19 protein-coding genes are annotated in these 14,842 nt (G+C 51.4%); 16 read left to right on the forward strand and 3 right to left on the reverse strand.

Features of this window, described 5'->3' with window-relative positions:
* The first annotated feature begins 21 nt into the window (after positions 1-21).
* Entirely contained in the window at positions 22-1,377 is a 1,356-nt protein-coding gene (locus L971_RS02225) for a deoxyribodipyrimidine photo-lyase (RefSeq protein WP_024369997.1), read from the forward strand.
* 54 nt (positions 1,378-1,431) lie between these two features.
* On the opposite strand, the gene L971_RS02230 is transcribed toward L971_RS02225, so the two are convergent.
* The gene (locus L971_RS02230; protein ID WP_024369998.1) at positions 1,432-2,331 is read right to left on the reverse strand and encodes a heme A synthase; all 900 of its coding nucleotides are present in this window, start codon (positions 2,329-2,331) and stop codon (positions 1,432-1,434) included.
* 332 nt (positions 2,332-2,663) lie between these two features.
* Between L971_RS02230 and cyoE the strand changes: the two genes are divergently transcribed.
* The 10 genes from cyoE (at position 2,664) to L971_RS02280 (ending at position 10,640) form a co-directional block, all read left to right on the forward strand.
* On the forward strand, positions 2,664-3,593 hold the full coding sequence (gene cyoE / locus L971_RS02235; RefSeq protein WP_024369999.1) for a heme o synthase: 930 nt from the start codon (positions 2,664-2,666) through the stop codon (positions 3,591-3,593).
* Positions 3,594-3,703: 110 nt separating this feature from the next.
* On the forward strand, positions 3,704-4,681 hold the full coding sequence (gene coxB / locus L971_RS02240) for a cytochrome c oxidase subunit II (RefSeq protein ID WP_034799496.1): 978 nt from the start codon (positions 3,704-3,706) through the stop codon (positions 4,679-4,681).
* Positions 4,682-4,749: 68 nt separating this feature from the next.
* The gene (gene ctaD, locus L971_RS02245; RefSeq protein WP_051151343.1) at positions 4,750-6,588 is read left to right on the forward strand and encodes a cytochrome c oxidase subunit I; all 1,839 of its coding nucleotides are present in this window, start codon (positions 4,750-4,752) and stop codon (positions 6,586-6,588) included.
* Positions 6,589-7,215, forward strand: a complete 627-nt coding sequence (locus L971_RS02250; RefSeq protein WP_024370002.1) for a cytochrome c oxidase subunit 3 — start codon at positions 6,589-6,591, stop codon at positions 7,213-7,215.
* 1 nt (position 7,216) lies between these two features.
* Positions 7,217-7,546, forward strand: a complete 330-nt coding sequence (locus L971_RS02255) for a cytochrome C oxidase subunit IV family protein (RefSeq protein ID WP_029335486.1) — start codon at positions 7,217-7,219, stop codon at positions 7,544-7,546.
* A gap of 134 nt (positions 7,547-7,680) precedes the next feature.
* Positions 7,681-8,604, forward strand: coding sequence for a cytochrome c oxidase assembly protein (locus L971_RS02260; protein WP_024370004.1), 924 nt, complete (start codon positions 7,681-7,683; stop codon positions 8,602-8,604).
* 23 nt (positions 8,605-8,627) lie between these two features.
* The gene (locus tag L971_RS02265) at positions 8,628-9,089 is read left to right on the forward strand and encodes a DUF420 domain-containing protein (RefSeq protein ID WP_024370005.1); all 462 of its coding nucleotides are present in this window, start codon (positions 8,628-8,630) and stop codon (positions 9,087-9,089) included.
* Positions 9,090-9,109: 20 nt separating this feature from the next.
* The gene (locus L971_RS02270; protein WP_047374089.1) at positions 9,110-9,724 is read left to right on the forward strand and encodes an SCO family protein; all 615 of its coding nucleotides are present in this window, start codon (positions 9,110-9,112) and stop codon (positions 9,722-9,724) included.
* A 5-nt stretch (positions 9,725-9,729) separates the two neighbouring features.
* On the forward strand, positions 9,730-10,002 hold the full coding sequence (locus L971_RS02275; RefSeq protein ID WP_024370007.1) for a hypothetical protein: 273 nt from the start codon (positions 9,730-9,732) through the stop codon (positions 10,000-10,002).
* Between the two features lie 146 nt (positions 10,003-10,148).
* Positions 10,149-10,640: a cysteine hydrolase family protein gene (locus L971_RS02280; RefSeq protein WP_024370008.1), complete on the forward strand. Its 492-nt coding sequence runs from the start codon at positions 10,149-10,151 to the stop codon at positions 10,638-10,640.
* Between the two features lie 63 nt (positions 10,641-10,703).
* Here the strand turns inward: L971_RS02280 and L971_RS02285 are convergent, their stop codons facing one another.
* Both L971_RS02285 and L971_RS02290 read right to left on the reverse strand, forming a co-directional pair.
* Entirely contained in the window at positions 10,704-11,066 is a 363-nt protein-coding gene (locus L971_RS02285) for a YugN family protein (protein ID WP_024370009.1), read from the reverse strand.
* Positions 11,067-11,166: 100 nt separating this feature from the next.
* Positions 11,167-11,940 (reverse strand): RimK family alpha-L-glutamate ligase, encoded by a 774-nt coding sequence (locus tag L971_RS02290; protein ID WP_231557547.1) that lies wholly within the window; start codon positions 11,938-11,940, stop codon positions 11,167-11,169.
* A gap of 112 nt (positions 11,941-12,052) precedes the next feature.
* On the opposite strand from L971_RS02290, the gene L971_RS02295 reads away from it, so the two are divergent.
* The 5 genes from L971_RS02295 to L971_RS02315 all read left to right on the forward strand — a co-directional run.
* Positions 12,053-12,505, forward strand: coding sequence for a YlbF family regulator (locus L971_RS02295; protein ID WP_024370011.1), 453 nt, complete (start codon positions 12,053-12,055; stop codon positions 12,503-12,505).
* Positions 12,489-12,752, forward strand: a complete 264-nt coding sequence (locus tag L971_RS02300; RefSeq protein WP_052200229.1) for a YlbG family protein — start codon at positions 12,489-12,491, stop codon at positions 12,750-12,752. The genes L971_RS02295 and L971_RS02300 overlap by 17 nt, the downstream gene beginning before the upstream one ends.
* A gap of 55 nt (positions 12,753-12,807) precedes the next feature.
* Positions 12,808-13,374 carry a 16S rRNA (guanine(966)-N(2))-methyltransferase RsmD gene (gene rsmD, locus L971_RS02305; RefSeq protein WP_047374092.1) on the forward strand — a complete coding sequence of 189 codons (567 nt, stop codon included), beginning with the start codon at positions 12,808-12,810 and terminating at the stop codon, positions 13,372-13,374.
* A gap of 6 nt (positions 13,375-13,380) precedes the next feature.
* Positions 13,381-13,878 carry a pantetheine-phosphate adenylyltransferase gene (gene coaD / locus L971_RS02310; protein WP_024370014.1) on the forward strand — a complete coding sequence of 166 codons (498 nt, stop codon included), beginning with the start codon at positions 13,381-13,383 and terminating at the stop codon, positions 13,876-13,878.
* A partial coding sequence (locus tag L971_RS02315) for a SepM family pheromone-processing serine protease (RefSeq protein ID WP_047374094.1) occupies positions 13,875-14,842 on the forward strand: 968 nt, incomplete at its 3' end. The genes coaD and L971_RS02315, both read left to right, overlap by 4 nt.

Raw genomic sequence — 14,842 nt, forward strand, 5'->3', positions numbered from 1 at the left:
TTTTAGATAGGGGAGAGAAATATGAGACGAGTATGTTGGTTCCGGTCAGACTTTCGACTGAGTGATAATCATATGTTACATCGGGTTTTGAAAGACACGGAGGAAGGGGACGAGGTGGTGTTCGTATTTTGGCTTAACCCGAAATACTGCGATCCGTTCGATACGCGGCATGACTATTACTTCTCGACGATGAAGCGTTTCATGGACGACTTAGAAGAGCACGGCCTCGGTCTTCGAGTGATTGTAGCCGAGACGGCGGAGGAGTTCGTCGATCAGCTCGGAGAGGTGGGTGCACTTTATTTTAACGCGGAGTATGTCGAACCGTTCAAACAACGGGACGACAACGTCATCGGGTCACTCGGGGACGACGTGCTCGTCGTCCGGTTGCTCGATCGCCATTTGTTCGCGCCGAACGCTTTCACAAAAAAAGATGGCGACCCGTACAAAGTGTATACACCGTTCAAAAAGGCAGCCTACGAAGAGATGCCGCCCAAACCGTATGAAGTGAATCGTGACCGTTTGAAACGACTCGTCACGACAAAAAACGAAGCCCCGTCTGAACTGAAGAAGCAGTTCGACCGCTGCGAACGGGAATGGAAAGCGCTCGGGGAGACGGCCGCGAAACGACGGCTGACCGACTTCGTGGACGAACGGATCAACCAGTATGACGAAGACCGCGATATCCCGTCCATCGCCGGGACGAGCCGATTGTCGCCGTATTTGCGGACCGGGGTATTGTCGATTCGGACCGTCGCCGACGCCGTATTGGCCGCACCGAAGTCAAAAGGACGTGACACGTACTACGATGAACTGTTGTGGCGCGAGTTCTACTATATGATCATGGTCCAATTCCCGGGCTTGAAAGACCGGCCGTTCAACGACAAGTATAAGCACCTCGACTGGGAGGACAACGAGGAACAGTTCGACCGTTGGTGCCGAGGCGAGACCGGCTATCCGATCGTCGATGCCGCGATGCGCCAATTGAACGAGACGGGGTGGATGCACAACCGGCTCCGCATGATTGTCGCCTCGTTCTTGTCGAAGCACCTCCTCATCGATTGGCGTAAAGGGGAGCGTTACTTTGAACGGAAGTTGATCGACTATGAGGCCGCCTCGAACGTTGGCGGTTGGCAATGGGCCGCCTCGGTCGGGACGGATGCCGTACCGTACTTCCGTATTTTCAATCCGACGATTCAATCGGAAAAGTTCGACAAAGACGGGACGTTCATCCGAAAGTTTGTGCCTGAGCTGGACCATCTCGACGCGAAGGCGATTCATTTTCCGGACGCGAGCGAGCGGGGTGGCTATACAGATCCGATTGTCGACCATAAGGCGGCACGAGCGCGGGCGCTCGAGCGCTTCAAAGAGGCCCAGTGAATAGAAAAGGACGACCTTCTAGAGACAGAAGGTCGTCCTTTTCTTTTAGCCCGATTAACCGATATCTCGCTGAGCGAGTCCGGCGCGCCGTGTACTCCGATACGCATGATACGCCAAATAGGAGATGATGCCGAAGTAGCAAGTGATCAAGAACGCGTGCAACAACGGGACGTACGTGGCGTGTCCCCCAAGGACGATCCACGCCCCGGTGCCGACTTGGAGCAAGATGAAGAATAAAGATGCCCACATGCCGCGTTCGACGAGACGGTTCGTCTCACGACGCGCTAAGTAAAGAACGTACAACGTGTAGAAGACGAGAAGAGCCGCCATGATGCGGTGGCCCATCTGCACCCATGATTCGAACGTCCATACTTCTTGCGCACAAATCGGCCAGCCGACGCAAGCGTACGTGGCGCCGAGGTGACGGACGTAAGCGCCCGTGTAGACGACGACCATCGTATAAATCGTCAGACCGTACAAATGAACCTTTAATTTTTCGGATACGGCTTTATGGACCCGTTCCCCTTCGAATAACAGAATCGTCAAGATGAGGAGAGACGCGAACGAGACGAGCGAGATCCCGAAATGGAGCGCGAGAATCGCGTCCGACTGTTGCCAGATGACGGCACCGGCGCCGATGATCGATTGGATCAACATGAAGATGAACGCGAGAAACGCGAACACTTTGACGTCGAACCGGTTTTTGACGACCGCGAACGTCCAGATCGTCAAGGCGATGATGAGTAAGCCCTCGATGCCGGACACGACCCGGTGGCTATATTCGATCATCGTCTCGACGCTCGGGTTTGTCGGGATCAGTTTCCCGTGACAGAGCGGCCAATCGGTGCCGCAACCGTCTCCCGAGTCAGTCTTCGTCACGGTTCCACCCATGATGAGGACGAGCATCATTCCGAGGGTGACAAACCCTGAGAAGAGTGCGAGTTTTTTATGCATTCGTTACCACCTGCTTTTGAGAAAAATCACAACAATTGCGCCTTGTCAGTTCTTATTTTTTTCGCCATACTTATTATACGGCTTTCGTTCCGAAAAACGAAACGGAAAAGCTTGCAATCGCTATCAAAATCGTTATTCTAGTATTAGTAAAGCGAATTTACTGTGATATTTATCACACGTTCGTCACAAAAAACTCGCTATTTTACAAGCATAAACGACGTATTCTTTTTAAAAATATGGTATCTTTGTTATGAGTTAGGTGTACTTTGCTTATATTGTGTTTTTTCTGTGAAAAGAATACGAGGATTTCGTGATTATGTGGGGGGGTCAGTATGACAAAAGTCAACCCAGGAATGATGGCAGAAGTAGAATATACAGAATCCGCCTCATTCCGTGACTATGTTGCTCTCGCAAAAATGGGAATCGTCCGCGCCAATCTTTTATTGGTGTTCGCCGGTTTCTTCGTGGCAGCAACATATCAGAGTGATACGCCGGTACTTTATTTATTTGAAGTCTGGCCACAGCTCTTATTAACTATGTTAGGCAGCGCACTCGTCATTTCCGGGAGTTGTTACCTAAACAACTTCGTGGACCGTGATATCGATTACTTGATGGGACGTACAGACGATCGACCGAGTGTCACCGGTAAGATTTCAGGAGAGCGCATCTTGCTCCTCGGATTGACGCAACTCGCGGTCGGGACATTCATGTTGTTGATCGTGTCGTATGTGGCAGCGGTATTCGGTTTAATCGGGGCATTTTTTTATGTCGTCATCTATACGATGTGGCTGAAACGGACACACACGTTGAACACGGTCGTCGGCAGCATCTCCGGAGCGGTCCCGCCGCTCATCGGTTGGGCAGCCATCGATCCCGCGCTTCACATTGATGCGTGGCTCATGTTCCTCGTCATGTTCTTGTGGCAACCGCCACACTTCCTCGCGCTCGCGATGCGACGTGTCGAAGAATATCGAGCGGCCGGCATTCCGATGCTGCCCGTCGTCAACGGTTTCGCCATTACGAAGCGCCAAATCATTTGGTGGATCGCGACGCTCATTCCGGCATCGCTCCTCTTTATGCACTACGGTACGGTCTACGTGATCATCGCGGCCGGTCTCGGGGGCTACTGGTTGTATCTCGGTTTAAAAGGATTTAAAGCCGAAGATGAGATCAAGTGGGCGAACAAAATGTTCTTCTTTTCATTAATTTATTTAGTCGTGTGGATTGTCGCACTCATGCTGACGGCACTGCCTTCGTCATGACGGCACTTTGATAGTCACACTCACTATATAGAAACCTTTGCACATCATTTTGGGAGAAAGTGGGGATTGTTGTGAAATCATTTAAGAAGCTTCTGTTTGGCATCGTCCCGATGATGATGTTCGCGATCTTATTATCAGGTTGCGGCGTTGAGGGATTGTCTGCATTGAAGCCGATGGGGGAAGGCGCTGAAATTCAGCTCCGGATCATTCTCATCAGTTTGGCAATCATGCTCTTCGTACTCGTCATCGTTACGGTCATTTATGTGTACGTCCTTCTAAAGTTCCGTCGGAAAGATGATTCGATTCCGAAGCAAGTCGAAGGAAGTAGCACGCTCGAATTGATTTGGACAGTCGTCCCGATCATTTTACTTATCATTCTCGCTGTACCGACGATCACGACGACCGTCGAGCTCGCGAAAGCGAAAGAAGCGAAAAAAGAAGAAGAAATCAACGTCACGGCGAATCTGTACTGGTGGGAGTTCGAATATCCGAACGCCGGTGTCGTCACAGGTCAAGAACTCGTTATCCCGACAGGCAAACGTGTCGGCATCAACTTGACGTCTAAAGATGTCATTCACTCGTTCTGGGTACCGGCCTTGTCTGGTAAGACGGATACGAACCCAGGACTCGACAATGAGATGTGGCTCCATGCGAACGAACCTGGTACGTTCTACGGAAAATGTGCCGAGCTCTGCGGTCCGTCACACGCCCTCATGGACTTCAAAGTCATCGCCCTCGACCAAGCTGATTACGATCAGTGGCTTGAGGACATGAAAGCGAAGCAAGATGAAGACGCGGAACGCCTCACAGCGAACAACGAAAACCTCACAGTCGGCGAAGCCGTTTACGTCGAGAGCTGCTTGAGCTGTCACGGGGGCGGGAAAGTCGCGCCGAGCTTGACGAACTATGGTGATCGCGAATGGTTGATCGGCTACCTCGAGAACAACGAGGAAGACTTGAAACAATGGATTCGTGACCCGCAAAGTTTGAAACAAGGCGCACTCATGCCTGGCTTCAGTGAAGGCCAAATCAGTGATGAAGAGTTAGACGCACTCGTTGACTTCTTGTACGATCAGAAGCTTGACTAACGGGAAAAGGGGGATTTCACGTGGCACAGACCACTGCATTGCAGCAACCGCGTAAATACAATGGCATCATGGATTGGATTACGACGGTTGACCACAAAAAGATCGGTATTTTGTATTTGTTCTCAGGGATTTTCTTCCTCCTTCTCGGTGGAATTGAAGCGTTACTCATTCGTTGGCAACTCGTTCGCCCGATGAACGACTTCGTCAGCGGTGAAGTGTTCAACCAGTTGATCACCATGCACGGGACGACGATGATCTTCCTAGCGGCGATGCCGATGCTATTCGGTTTCATGAACGCCGTCGTTCCGCTTCAAATCGGGGCGCGCGATGTCGCGTTCCCGTTCATTAACTCACTCGGTTTCTGGTTGTTCTTCTTCGGGGGAGTCATGCTCAACTTGAGCTGGTTCTTCGGAGCTGCACCGAACGCAGGGTGGACGGCTTACGCGCCGCTATCGACCCAGCCGGAAGCGACAGGTGTCGACTTCTACGCGCTCGGTCTTCAAATTTCAGGTTTTGGTTCACTTATGGCCGGGATCAACTTCCTCGTCACAATTTTGAACATGCGCGCACCAGGCATGAAGCTCATGCGGATGCCGCTCTTCACGTGGACGACGTTCGTCGCTTCGGCATTGATCGTCTTCGCGTTCCCGCCACTTACGGTCGGTTTGTTCATGTTGATGTTCGAGCGACTGTTCGGTGCCGTTTACTTCAACCCGGCGATGGGCGGTAACGTCATCATCTGGGAACACTTATTCTGGATTTTCGGTCACCCGGAAGTATACATCTTGATCTTACCGGCATTCGGTATTTTCTCGGAAATCATTCCGACGTTCGCGCGTAAACGCCTGTTCGGTTACACGACGATGGTATTCGCGACGATGCTTATCGGTTTCCTCGGATTCATGGTTTGGGTCCACCACATGTTCACGGTCGGTCTCGGACCGGTTGCCAACTCGATCTTTGCGGTCGCGACGATGGCAATCGCTGTCCCGACCGGGGTCAAAATTTTCAACTGGCTGTTCACGCTATGGGGCGGTCAAATCAAGTTCAACGTGGCGATGCTCTACTCGGTCGCGTTCATTCCTTCATTCCTCGTCGGAGGGATGACTGGGGTCATGCTCTCGGTCGCACCGGCTGACTACCAGTACCACGACAGTTACTTCGTCGTCGCCCACTTCCACTACGTTATCGTAGGTGGGGTCGTCTACGGCCTATTCGCTGGACTGTATTACTGGTTCCCGCTCATGTTCAACAAAGCGCTTTCTGAGAAGCTCGGATACTGGCAGTTCTGGTTGTTCTTTATCGGCTTCCACTTGACGTTCTTCCCGCAACACTTCCTCGGATTGTTCGGGATGCCACGCCGCGTCTTCACGTACCTTCCGAACCAAGGATTTGAGACGTTGAACTTGCTATCGACGATTGGAGCCTTCTTCATGGGTGTGTCGACGATCATCTTGCTCATCGCGGTCGTCAAGGCGTTCATGTCGAAAGAAATGGTCAAACCAGACCATTGGGGTGACGGACGTACGCTAGAGTGGACACTACCTGTGCCGACTCCAGAGTATAACTTCGCCCAAACACCGCTCGTCAAAGGCCTCGACACGTTCTGGCTCGAGAAGATGGCGGGCAACAAACGGGTCTCTGTCTCTGAACCGGTCACAGATATCCACATGCCGAACAACTCGCTCATCCCGTTCTTCATGTCACTTGGATTGTTCATCGCTGGTCTCGGTGTGATCTTCCAAATGGACAACACGGTTCTCGGTTGGTCACTCATCGGATTTGGTCTACTCATGACGTTCGTGTCGATGTTCATCCGTTCATGGATCGACGATCACGGCTACTACATTCCAAAATCACAAGTCGAAGCGGATTTGAAAGCGATTCGTGAGAAAGGAGAACAATAAATGGCACATGCAGTTGAAAAACACCCGGTAACCGGTATTCCGGCCAATCCAGAGAAAGCCACACTGGAAGGGAAAAATAAATATGTGGCCTTCTGGTTCTTCCTCGGTGGAGAGACTGTCCTCTTCGCCTCGCTATTCGGAACGTATGTCGGCCTGTTAAACTCTGGTGCGCCAGAGGAACTCCGTTCGTATAACATTTTTGAAATGGGGCTCGTCTTCTTCATGACGATGCTCCTCCTCACGAGTTCGCTTACGAGCGTGCTCGCGATGATGAACATGAAAGCGAACAACCCGGGCCGTATGAAGTTTTGGTTGGTCGTCACACTCGTCCTCGGGGCAGGATTCCTTGCGGCTGAGATTTATGAGTTCATTCACTACTACCATATCGGCCACACGTTCACGTCGAGTGCGTTCGGTTCAGCGTTCTATACGCTCGTCGGATTCCACGGCGCGCACGTAACGTTCGGTCTGTTTTGGATCGGGACACTCCTCATCCGTAACTGGAACCGTCCGATCGATGTGTACAACGCACCGAAGTTTTATGTGTCGAGTCTATATTGGCACTTCATCGATGTCGTCTGGGTTTTCATCTTCTCGATCGTCTATCTCTTAGGGATGGTGAGCTAACATGGAAAAACGTCCAATGAACGAATCGCACAAGCAGTTAGAGCTCGAAGTGAAAGCAGAGTCGAGACGTGAGTATCAACTTCAATTGATCAGTTTCGCAATGATGATTTTGCTCACATTCGTAGCGTTCGGCGCTGTTTACGCTGAACTCATGCCGGTTTGGGCGGCGGGTGGTTTCTTGATCATCCTCGCCATTATCCAAGTGTTCTTGCAGTTGTACATCTTCATGCATATGAACAACCGTGGCAACACGTGGATCGTCGGGATGATGTGGCTCGGTATCTTTGTCGCCATCATCACGGTCGCGGCACTTCGTTTGCTCATTTGGTAAATGTGACAAAGGATTGAACATCTGTGGAAACACAGATGATTCGGTCCTTTTTGCTTTACTTCAAAAATAAAGGAATAGTAATCTTGAAGTGAACGGTTTCATTGTTATGGGAGAGAGAGAAAAGGGGTGAAGGGATGCTCTGGAATATATCAGAGCTACTCAGGCAGTTCGATTGGATCACGTTATGGAGTCCATTGTTCGGATTGCTCATGGTAGGGCTATACGTCCTGTACGCGGTCGTCACAGAGAAAATGGCGAAGCGGGGATACGAGTCGACCACGTTGCTGCAGAAGTTCAGCATGCTATTTGCCATTGTTTTATACTACATCGGATTCGGAAGCCCGGTCGACGTATTCGCGCACATTATCTTCTCGGTGCATATGTTTCAAATGGTGCTCGTCTATGTACTCGCGCCGGCACTCGTCGTGTACGGGTTGCCGTATTGGGTATTTGAAAAACTATTTAGTTATAAAGTAATCGGGCCGACGTTTCGCTTCATGACGAAGCCGCTCATCGCGCTCATCTTGTTCAACGCGTTGTTCACGTTATACCATATGCCATTCATCTTTGATTACGTGTTGACGAACTATGGCGTGCATCGCGTCTTCCACGGCGCACTCGTCGTCTTCAGTTTGACGATGTGGTATCCGGTCATCGCACCGTTCATATCGGAAGAAGAGGAAGGGTTGTCCGACTTGAAGCGAATGGTGTACATCATCGCGAACGGCGTATTGCTCACACCCGCGTGTGCGCTTATCATCTTCAGTCATAACATCTTGTACGATGCGTACACGGACGTCGAGACGTTCGCGACGGTGCTCGGCTACTGTATGCCGAACGGTGACGTGTCAGGGCTCGATTTGAACGCGCTCATGGGGGCGACGAATAGCGCGCTTGAAGACCAACGCTTCGGCGGGGTATTGATGAAGCTCGGTCAAGAACTCGTCTATGGCTTCTTCTTCGGCTGGACGTTTTTCGGCTGGGTTCGTCGGACGAAGTCGCTCGCGCTCGAAGAAGGCATGTCATTCTCACCACAAGAACAACAAGAGAAAAAATGAGTTAAGTCAAAGGGGAAACAACGATGAATTATCTTGCATTGATTAGTGTTTCATTCATTGTGCTCAGTGCGATTTTAGTCGCCATCGGCTGGGTCATCATCGCACGGGATCGCCGTGACATTGAGAAACATAAGAAAGTCATGACAGCCGCAGCGGTGGCCGCCACGACGTTCTTCATTCTTTACGTGTCACGCACCATCTTTGTCGGGAACACGGCGTTCGGCGGTCCGGACAGCATCAAACCATACTATTTGGCGTTCATGATCTTCCACATCTTACTCGCGACAACTGGCGGTGTTCTCGGTCTGATCACGCTGTACCTCGGTTACAAGAACAAAATCGAGAAGCATCGTAAGATTGGCCCGAAAGCATCGGTCGTCTGGTTCTTCACGGCGATCACAGGGGTCACGGTGTACGTTCTCCTCTATGTTGCTTTTGAGCCGGGTGAGACGACGAACGTCTTCCGTGCCATTATCGGAGGGTGACCCAAGAGAGGGGGATGAGGATGAAACGGAACAGTTATATGACGGTCGGTTTGACGGTAGCCGTCTTGGTCGCTCTGGGAGTGGCATCTTATTTCTTATTCTTCAAACAAGACGACTTGCCGGTCATTCAAGAACCGACACCGTTCACACTCACGAACGCACTAGACGGCGAGACGTACAACTCTGACAATGGGAAAGTAAAAGTGGTCACGTTCTTTTACACGAACTGTCCAGACATTTGTCCACTCACGCTTCGGGACTTCATGAAGCTCGAACAAGAGCTGAAAGCGGAAGGGCTATACGGCACGGACGTTGAACTCGTCGCCATCACGGTCGACCCGGAAGTGGATACGGTACCTGTGCTTGAGAACTACGGCGCCGCGTTCCAAGCCGAACCGACGGGGTGGAAAGTGTTGACGGGAGAGAAAGCGGATATTGACCGTATCACCCGCCAGCTACAATTCTATTACTCGAAAGCGAACAGCGGGCTCGTCACACATGCGACGACGATGTATATCGTCGATCGTCACCACGATGTGCGGGCCGTCGCCCAAATGGCGACGACAGGAGATCAACCGGTTGATATCGAATCTATCATGGAGGACGTGAACGTGCTCGTTGCTGAAAAGGAGTGAAGACGATGAACGATACGATGGCTGTCATCGGGAACGATTATTCGTATGGAGATGTGACGATCGCAGAGCGGGCGATTGAGGACTTGATTGCATGTAGTGCAATCGAGTTTGGCTTGGCTGAAGTGAAAGTGGTTTCTTTGTCGAAAGATCGCTACGATTACCAAGTGATCGCACCGCTCTCGCTCGATGATGCGGAACGGTTGTACCGTTACATCCGAGATCAATTCGATTTGTTGCTCGGACAAGTCGACGTGACGTTGAACGTCATCGCGACATGACAGAAGGGAGGCCCGCCAAAGGGTCTCCCTTTTTGTGTACCCGGGCAGATAAAGGGCTTTTGTTCATATTTTCCAATATCGAATTTTGGTATGATATAAGGAGTAGTCACGGTACGCGACTTATAGCTCATCGAGGAGGACAGAGTATGCAAAATAAAGCATTGGTCGTCATTGATATTCAAAATGACATCACGAAGAATTACAAAACGGTCATCGACAATATCAACAAATCAATCGAGTGGGCGGTCGACAATGAAATCCATGTCATCTATATCCGACATGAGAATTTGTCGCCGGGAACGAGAACGTTCAAAACGGGGACTCGTGGGGCGGAACTCGTTCCAGATTTGAAACGGGTATCTGATCACGTGTTCACCAAATATAAGGGCAACGCTTTAACGAGTGAGGCGTTCACAGAGTTTATCCAAAACCACGGCATCGACACGTTCTATATTACCGGGGCCGATGCGACGGCTTGTGTGAAGTCGACTTGCTACAATCTGCGGAAATCAGACTATACAGTCAACGTCCTGTCTGACTGCATCACGAGCTATGACTTGAAGAAGATGAGCAGCATGATCGAATACTATGAAAGTAAAGGCTGTGCCATCATACAGTCGGAAACTTTGACGGTGTAACTGGATGTACATCATGCGTCGTCTAGTTAAGTGAACATATGGTCAAAAGAAAACCCCCTTCGTTTACGAAAGGGGTTTTACTTCAAGTGTCTCAGCGAGTGCGGCTAGGCGGCGTTCACAGTCGCGAACGATTTCTTCCGGGAACTCTTCGTCGTACTCGACGCCGTGCGGATAATAATGTTTCCCGAGAATCGGTGTCAACATTTTCACGACAGCATGACGGTCCTCGATTTGGCCTTCAATGGCATAGACCGGTAAGCGAAGATAGAACGTCTCGCCCGTCGATTGCTTCTCGTATTTCATATCATACGTCGCGCGCTCATAGTCCCAAGCGCCTTCACGGATGAAATGATGATGATCCATGATCGTCTCGAGCAAACCAAAACGGATTTCTTTTCCCTCGATGTGGAACTGCTCAAATTTCATCATAATCCCCCTTTTTCAATAAACCTCATATGTCATCATATCATATTCAAAAACATTGTTGGAATAACGTGTGTTCAAATTGTGAAAAAAAGATGAACGGTCAAGCGAGCGTTTCTAAGTATGCTTCGATCTTTTGCGGGAGCCGGACACCGAGTGGCATCAGTCCTTCTGAGCCGAAGAAGACGTTGAACTCTAGGATGTAAAACGCATCGTCAGCGACGATGACGTCAAACGCGGCGTGGTTGATGTGAAGCGTCTTCGCGATGGTGCGCACTTCCTCGACGACGTCCTCCGGGATATCGTCGTACGAGAAATTGGCGCCTTGGGCGACGTTGTTTAAAAACGCCTCGCTGACACGCCAATACGAACCGACGACTTCTTCGCCAATGACGATGATGCGAAGGTCGCGGTCGTTCGGGATATACTCTTGCACGTAAAACGTGTCGTGTCGTTCTACATATTCGAGCCACTCTTGCTCGTTTTTAATGAGCCACACCCCTTGTCCCATCGACGACTTCGCTGTCTTCGCGACGAACGGATACGTGAACTCTTCGAGCACCCGTTCGATCGTGTATGGATTTTTCCCGTAGATGAGCGTCTTCGGGATCCGGTGCGGGAACGTCGCTTTGAAGGCGCGTGTCATCTCGATTTTATCGTGGCCGAGGTGATACGTGGCCGGGGAAGGAAAGATCGATTTGTTCAATCCGTATATGATGGAGTTGACCATCCAATATTCAGGGAACAAGACGAGGTCGGCCCCTCTCACTTTATCCAATTGGTCATAGTAATATTCTGGTTTCGCATAATCGGTCTTAATGCCGGCCGAGCGAATCATGTTGAACGAGATTTTCTTCATCAGGCACCGTGCGGACACGGTGATTCACTTCCTTTCTTTGTAAACGTGTTGCAGTCACGTTCAATTATAAGGCCGATTGCTCACAGAGGGAATCAATTGTGGTAAAATCATGTCAGAAAGGGTGAAAGCCATGATTATTACTGAACAAACGATCGCACTTCTCGATGAGGCCGAAGCGTTGGCTGATTTGATCGAGTCGAGCGAGTCGTTCCAAACATATATCACGACGAAACGAGAGCGTGCCGTCTCGGCGGAAGCGCAGGAAGTCGAACGTGAGTTTTTACGAATGAAAGAAGATTACGAGTACGTGCAACGGTTCGGTAAACATCACCCGGACCATGACCGCATCAAAAAAGAGATGCATCTCGTCAAACGCCGGCTCGACGTCCAGCCTGAAGTGGCCGCCTTTAAAAAAGCGGAACGGAGCTTGGACAAACTGCTCGGAGAAGTGAGCGGGTTGCTCGCGCACTCGGTATCTCCGAAAATCAAAGTCCCTACCGGTAACCCGTTCTTTGATGAAGGTGGCTGCTCGGGCGGGGGAAGCTGCGGCGGAGGAGGCGGAAGCTGTGGATGTGCTGTCTGAATCATTCGAGTTAAAGGGCCGAATCGGACTAGTCGTTTACGTTCAATCGCTCAAACAAGTGAAAGCGTTGCGACGTTACGCGAATTTATATTACGTCTCGAAACGAGAGAAGTACGCCTTTTTATATACGGACTTAGAAGGCCACGAGACGATCGTCGAGACGATCAGTTCGTTGCCGTTCGTCGAGTCTGTTGTACGGAGCGAACGCCCGTTCATCGCCGAGACGTATGCGCCGAAACAGAAATAAACAGAAAAGATGAAGGTGGTGACGCCTTCATCTTTTCTGGTGGAGGAGAAGAAGGATGCGAGTCATTTCAGGAGAACGTAAAGGGACGCGGTTGAAAGCCGTACCCGGGTCGGCGACACGGCCGACGACGGATAAAGTGAAAGAATCATTATTTAATATTATCGGACCTTATTTTGCAGGCGGGGAGGCGCTCGATTTATATGCCGGGAGCGGCGGACTCGGGATTGAAGCGCTCTCGCGCGGGTGTGACCATGCCATATTCGTCGATAAACAAACGAAGGCCATCCAGACGATTCAAGAGAACTTGCGCGTCACACGGTACGAGCAACAGGCAACGGTCTATCGGCAAGATGCGAAAAGTGTGCTCGAACAACTTGTCGGGTCAGGGCGCGTCTTCAAACTGATCTTCATGGATCCTCCCTATCACGCCGAAGAGCATGAGACGTTCTTGCGTACGATCGAAACGAATCGGCTGTTGACCGAGAATGGTGTCGTCGTCTGTGAGCATGGAAGTGAGGCCGAGCTGCCTGAACGCGTCGGCCGACTTGAAAAAATAAAAGTGCAGCGCTACTCTGACGTGATCACGATCAGTTTCTATGAGTACGCGTCGACTGAGGGGTGAAAAACTATGTCAAAACGTATCGCGATTTGTCCGGGGAGCTTTGACCCGATTACGAACGGCCACTTAGATATCATCGAACGTGCGGCCGCTATATTTGACGAAGTGATCGTCGCCGTCCTTGAGAACTCGAGCAAGGCGCCGTTGTTTGACGTCGAGGAACGGCTCACCCTCATCCGGGACGTGACGACGCATTTGCCGAACGTCACGGCCGACGCGTTCGGGGGTCTACTCGTCGAATATGCGGCGAAACGGGAGGCGGCGACGATCGTTCGTGGTTTGCGTGCCGTCTCGGACTTTGAATATGAGCTTCAAATCGCTTCCATCAACAAGAAGCTGAACGAGGACGTCGAGACGTTGTTTATGATGACGAACAGCCAATATTCGTTCCTCAGCTCCTCGATCGTGAAAGAAGTCGCCAAATACGGTGCTCCGGTCAACGAGCTCGTCCCGCTCCAAGTCGAAGCGGCACTGCGGAGGAAGTACGAAACGAGCCGCCAACCATGAAGTCGCTGAAAATCGGTTTCGGCCTGCTCGTCGCCGTCCTCATCTTCTTGTTCGCGCCGTTGCCGTACTATATCACCTATCCGGGTGAGGCGACATCGATTGAACAGTTCATGACAGTCGAAGATGGCGACAAAGAGCCTGGAGAGCTCATGATGGTCACAATCTCGCAACGCCGGGCGACACCACTCTGGCTCGTCGGGAGCTGGTTCACACCGTTCACCGAAGCGAGTCCATCGAGTCGCTACTTATATGACGGGGAAGGCGAGGCGGACTATGAACGGAGACAACAGTTGCTCATGTCATCGTCCCAACAAGCGGCGGTTCAATACGCCTACGACCTTGCCGAGGCGGAAGTGTCCGTCTCGTTCGATGGGATGTATGTGTCGGCCCCGATCCAAGGGTCGCTCGCGGCGAACGTCTTAAAACCTGGGGATGTCATCACGGCAATTGATGGGCGTTCTTTCGTATCAAGGCTCGACTTCCTCGATCGAGTGGCCGCCTATGAGGCCGGCGACGAAGTGACGCTCACGCTTGAACGAGATGGGCGTGAGCGGGTCGTCCAGACGCTCGTGCAACCGCTCGACCGTTCCCAGTCAAGGGTCGGTCTCGGCATTTACGAGCCGTTGCCGGTGCAAGACGTCGTCACGGAACCGTCCGTCACGTTTGAATTGACGAACGTCGGCGGTCCGTCGGCCGGTCTTATGTTTACGTTAGAGCTCTTTGATCAGTTGACGCCTGGTGATTTGGCGAACGGTGAAAAGATCGCTGGGACGGGGACGGTCGATGAGGAAGGCAACATCGGTCCGATCGGTGGGGCATGGCAAAAAATTGTCGCCGCCGACCGAGCTGGGGCGACCGTGTTTTTCGTGCCGGACGGTCCGAACTACGAAGAGGCGAAAACGTCACTCGACCGGCTTGAGTCCGACATCGAAGTCGTGCCGGTCAAGACGGTCGAGGACGCGAT

It is taken from the genome of Exiguobacterium sp. ZOR0005 (genome assembly GCF_000798975.1).
Taxonomy (GTDB): domain Bacteria; phylum Bacillota; class Bacilli; order Exiguobacteriales; family Exiguobacteriaceae; genus Exiguobacterium; species Exiguobacterium aurantiacum.

Bases quoted from the DNA above. Each gene is read 5' to 3' on its own strand.
- L971_RS02295 (WP_024370011.1), top strand. From the start codon at position 12,053: ATGATTATTACTGAACAAACGATCGCACTTCTCGATGAGGCCGAAGCG.
- L971_RS02270 (WP_047374089.1), top strand. From the start codon at position 9,110: ATGAAACGGAACAGTTATATGACGGTCGGTTTGACGGTAGCCGTCTTG.
- L971_RS02275 (WP_024370007.1), top strand. From the start codon at position 9,730: ATGAACGATACGATGGCTGTCATCGGGAACGATTATTCGTATGGAGAT.
- L971_RS02280 (WP_024370008.1), top strand. From the start codon at position 10,149: ATGCAAAATAAAGCATTGGTCGTCATTGATATTCAAAATGACATCACG.
- coaD (WP_024370014.1), top strand. From the start codon at position 13,381: ATGTCAAAACGTATCGCGATTTGTCCGGGGAGCTTTGACCCGATTACG.
- L971_RS02260 (WP_024370004.1), top strand. From the start codon at position 7,681: ATGCTCTGGAATATATCAGAGCTACTCAGGCAGTTCGATTGGATCACG.
- L971_RS02225 (WP_024369997.1), top strand. From the start codon at position 22: ATGAGACGAGTATGTTGGTTCCGGTCAGACTTTCGACTGAGTGATAAT.
- ctaD (WP_051151343.1), top strand. From the start codon at position 4,750: ATGGATTGGATTACGACGGTTGACCACAAAAAGATCGGTATTTTGTAT.
- coxB (WP_034799496.1), top strand. From the start codon at position 3,704: ATGATGATGTTCGCGATCTTATTATCAGGTTGCGGCGTTGAGGGATTG.
- L971_RS02255 (WP_029335486.1), top strand. From the start codon at position 7,217: ATGGAAAAACGTCCAATGAACGAATCGCACAAGCAGTTAGAGCTCGAA.
- L971_RS02265 (WP_024370005.1), top strand. From the start codon at position 8,628: ATGAATTATCTTGCATTGATTAGTGTTTCATTCATTGTGCTCAGTGCG.
- L971_RS02250 (WP_024370002.1), top strand. From the start codon at position 6,589: ATGGCACATGCAGTTGAAAAACACCCGGTAACCGGTATTCCGGCCAAT.
- cyoE (WP_024369999.1), top strand. From the start codon at position 2,664: ATGACAAAAGTCAACCCAGGAATGATGGCAGAAGTAGAATATACAGAA.
- L971_RS02230 (WP_024369998.1), bottom strand. From the start codon at position 2,331: ATGCATAAAAAACTCGCACTCTTCTCAGGGTTTGTCACCCTCGGAATG.
- rsmD (WP_047374092.1), top strand. From the start codon at position 12,808: ATGCGAGTCATTTCAGGAGAACGTAAAGGGACGCGGTTGAAAGCCGTA.
- L971_RS02285 (WP_024370009.1), bottom strand. From the start codon at position 11,066: ATGAAATTTGAGCAGTTCCACATCGAGGGAAAAGAAATCCGTTTTGGT.